Annotated in this window: 5 protein-coding genes and 1 pseudogene; all 6 read left to right on the top strand. The window is 69.7% G+C overall.

The window, feature by feature from the left end; genetic code table 11:
• Positions 1-166 precede the first annotated feature (166 nt).
• Positions 167-388, top strand: coding sequence for a DUF3618 domain-containing protein (locus tag HR086_RS45910; RefSeq protein WP_141648729.1), 222 nt, complete (start codon positions 167-169; stop codon positions 386-388).
• A 55-nt stretch (positions 389-443) separates the two neighbouring features.
• Positions 444-644, top strand: a complete 201-nt coding sequence (locus tag HR086_RS45905; protein ID WP_141648728.1) for a hypothetical protein — start codon at positions 444-446, stop codon at positions 642-644.
• A gap of 36 nt (positions 645-680) precedes the next feature.
• The gene (locus HR086_RS45900; protein WP_141648727.1) at positions 681-1,127 is read left to right on the top strand and encodes a hypothetical protein; all 447 of its coding nucleotides are present in this window, start codon (positions 681-683) and stop codon (positions 1,125-1,127) included.
• Between the two features lie 49 nt (positions 1,128-1,176).
• The gene (locus HR086_RS45895) at positions 1,177-1,470 is read left to right on the top strand and encodes a YtxH domain-containing protein (RefSeq protein ID WP_174468813.1); all 294 of its coding nucleotides are present in this window, start codon (positions 1,177-1,179) and stop codon (positions 1,468-1,470) included.
• Positions 1,471-1,636: 166 nt separating this feature from the next.
• Positions 1,637-2,554 (top strand): hypothetical protein, encoded by a 918-nt coding sequence (locus HR086_RS45890; protein ID WP_174468812.1) that lies wholly within the window; start codon positions 1,637-1,639, stop codon positions 2,552-2,554.
• A gap of 68 nt (positions 2,555-2,622) precedes the next feature.
• Positions 2,623-3,135 (top strand): annotated as a pseudogene (locus tag HR086_RS45885) (hypothetical protein); the annotation flags it as partial.

The following is a 3,135-nucleotide window of genomic DNA, read 5'->3' as shown; positions in this document are numbered from 1 at the left end:
CTGCTCAACCTGGTGGCGGGAGGGGGCGGCATCGCCTGGGCGCTGCAACGACTGAAGGCACGGCGGATGATGGACGACACGGCGGATGAGTTGACCCGTAGCATGGCGGCCCTCTCCACTCCGGCCCCGGTACCCGTGGGCAACCCGCTCTTGAAGGAGTCTTCGAATGGGCGCTAGCAATGGACACCCCAAGCCCGTGGGCCCTCGCACCAGCGCGGGGCTGCGCGAGGACATCGAGCGGACGCGCGCGGAGCTGGCCACGTCGGTGAGCGCGCTGCGCGAGGAAGTGGCGGTCGCCGCGGACTGGCGCGAGTGGGTGCGCCGTCATCCGCACGAGTGCGTGGCCGCGGCCTTCGCGGTGGGATTCCTGCTGGGCTCGCGCCGCTGAGCGCGCGGGCCGACGACTTCGTGGTTTCACCCTTTGAATCGAGGAGAACGCCTTCATGGACATGAACCCGCAGCAGGTGGCCGACCGGGCCCGACAGCTTCAGGACCGCGTGGTGCCGCAGATTGATGAGGCGCGGCAGAACCTGGTCGACATGAACAACCGCGTGGTGAGCTTCATCCGCGCCAACCCCGGGACGTGCCTGTTGGGCGCGGTGGCCGTGGGCTTCCTGGTGGGGCGCATCGCCTCGCGTCGCTGAGTGGCACCGCTGACGCAAACACGAGAGAGGGCACTCATGACGAACTATCCAGGGGCTTCAGGTAACGGCAACCCTTCGTCGCGGGAGCATGGCTCCGACGCGGGGTTCGGCCAGCGGGTGGACCAGATTGGCTCGGAGGCGCAGCAGCTCTGGAGCGATGCGAGGGGCGCGGTGGATGACCTGGGACAGACGCTGGACCTGCGGGGCCGCGTGGAGCGCAACCCGTACGGGATGATGGCGGCCGCGCTGGGCGTGGGCTACGTGCTGGGCGGTGGGCTCTTCACGCCGCTGACGGCGCGCATCCTCAAGCTGGGTGTGCGGCTGGCGGCGCTGCCCTTCGTGAAGGACGAGCTGCTGGGCATGGCCGAGACGGCCTTCCAGGGTTATCAGACGGGGCGGAGCGTGGTGGGCTCGCCCGCGCGGGAAGGCTCCGCGTCGGCGGATGCGTCCGCAGCGGGGACTCCGCGCCCTCCGTCCTACTAGCGTTTGCTGTCTCATCTCCCCACGACGTAACAGCCTGTTGGAGTCGCGAATGAACCTGAACGCCCTCAAGAAGATGGACAAGGACGACCTGCTCAACCTCATCGGTCTGGAGAGCCGTCGCAGCGCGGCGGAGGATGTGTTGCCGGTGCTGGGCGCCTTCGCGGCGGGCATCCTGGTTGGCGCGGGCCTGGGCCTGCTCCTGGCCCCGAAGGCGGGCAACCAGCTCCGCGATGACCTCAAGCAGCGGCTGCAGAGCGGCCAGGACTACCTGTCGAACACGCTGGGCCGGGGTGAGACGTCGCCTTCCCAGGGTGCGACGCCGCCGGTGTCTCGCACCGCGTGAGCCTTGCGTCCGTGCGCACAGCGCGGACCGTGACGTGAGGGCCTCCATCCGTGTGCCGCGAGTCGGCGTCGGGTGGGGGCCTTCGTGTTTTCGCGAGCAGGGGCGGGGCCAGGCCCGGCGCGGATGAGAACGGCTCTGTTCGAGGCAGGGTGTAGACTCCGTCGCCGTGAGTGAGACGACGAAGGGTGGGGCGTTGGGGCCCGTGAGCGCGGCGGCGGGGCCGGAGGCGGCGCTGTCGCGGCTGCGCGCGCTGGAGACGCTCGAGTCGGGCTACGAGGCGTGGCTGGAGTTGAAGGGGGAGCATGCGGCCTCCTCGGCACGGTTCCGAGAGGAGCGGGAGCGGTTGGATCAGCAAGGCTCCTTCCTGTTGGGCGCCGTGCGCGCGGCGGGCCTGGAGTCGACGTCGTCTCTGGAGCCGGGGCTGGTGCCCACGTCGGCGTCGGCGGGTGACTTCCTGCGAGACGCCGAGGAGAAGCTTTCGAAGACGCGCGAGGCGCTCGCGGCGCGCGAGGCCGAGTCCGAGGCGGGCTACTCAGCGGCCTTCGCGGAGATTCGCGCCACCCTGAAGGACCGCGTGCAGCGGCACCTGGCGGTGCATCGTCCGCGCTTGACGTTGCTGCTGCGCCGCGTGGGAACGGAGCGCTCCATCCTCCATGTCGAGCGTGTGTCCGGCGACACGCCCGTGCTGCTGTGCATGCTCTTCACGGGGAGGATTCCGTCGCGGTATGGCTTCCTCCTGGATGATTCGACGGAGGATGTGGCCCTGCCTCCCGCGCCGCTCTATCCGGACGAGGGCGTGGCGTCCGCGGACGTGAGACCGGATGCCTCCGCGTTGGTGGAGCGCGTGCGCGTGGCGGGCGAGGTGCTTCCGGTGAAGGGCATGTTGCCGCTGGCCGTTCCGCGTCCGGGAGGAGGAGAGGACTTCTTCCGACTCCTGCAGCGCGGGGCCGTGCTCGAGGTGGAGGTGGTGGAGGGCTCGACGTTCCGTAACGTCCTCGGCCGCGAGGAGTCCGAGCGCTTCGCGGGTCACCTCTTGCGCCTCAAGCTGGCGGGGCGCATCGATCTGGACATCGAAGCGGGCTGAAGTCGATGGATGGGACTGGGCACCCCGCCTTCGAAAATGGCGGCGACCTCTGGTAGACGCGACGCTCCGTGTCCGACGCCAGCCCATCGAGCCCCAGTCCCTCGCGCCATCCGTGGTGGCCCCTGCTGCTGGTGGGGGCTGGTGCCTGGCTGCTTCGAGTCGCGGGCTTCTTCCACCGGGGCGGCGCGTTGGGCTACCCGGTGGACTACGACGAGGGCGTCTACTTCAGCGCCGCCGCGCTCCTGTCGCAGGGCGTGTTGCCTTATCGCGACTACTTCTTTGTTCATCCTCCAGGCCTGGCGGTGCTGCTGTCGCCCCTGGCCGCGCTCACCCGTGTCTTTGATTCAGCCACGGCCTTCACCGTCGTTCGCTGGTTCATCCCCGTCCTCGGCGCCCTGAGCACGGTGCTGAGCGGACGCATCGCCCAGGAGCGGTGGGGGATGCGGGCGGGGCTCGTCGCGGCGCTCGTGTATGCGGTCTACCCAGAGGCCGCGGCGACGGAGCGAGGCCCGTTCCTCGAACCGCTGCTCAATCTCACCTGTCTCGGGATGGCATGGGTGTGGCTTCGCCCGGGTGGGGAG

The organism is Myxococcus sp. CA039A (assembly GCF_013336645.1).
GTDB lineage: Bacteria > Myxococcota > Myxococcia > Myxococcales > Myxococcaceae > Myxococcus > Myxococcus llanfairpwllgwyngyllgogerychwyrndrobwllllantysiliogogogochensis.
The sequence above is the reverse complement of the archived record's forward strand: the minus strand, read 5'-3'. Positions and strand labels throughout refer to the sequence as shown.

What these genes read in the sequence shown, in the direction of transcription:
- HR086_RS45900 (WP_141648727.1), top strand. Translation starts at nt 681, where the DNA reads ATGACGAACTATCCAGGGGCTTCAGGTAACGGCAACCCTTCGTCGCGG.
- HR086_RS45895 (WP_174468813.1), top strand. Translation starts at nt 1,177, where the DNA reads ATGAACCTGAACGCCCTCAAGAAGATGGACAAGGACGACCTGCTCAAC.
- HR086_RS45905 (WP_141648728.1), top strand. Translation starts at nt 444, where the DNA reads ATGGACATGAACCCGCAGCAGGTGGCCGACCGGGCCCGACAGCTTCAG.
- HR086_RS45910 (WP_141648729.1), top strand. Translation starts at nt 167, where the DNA reads ATGGGCGCTAGCAATGGACACCCCAAGCCCGTGGGCCCTCGCACCAGC.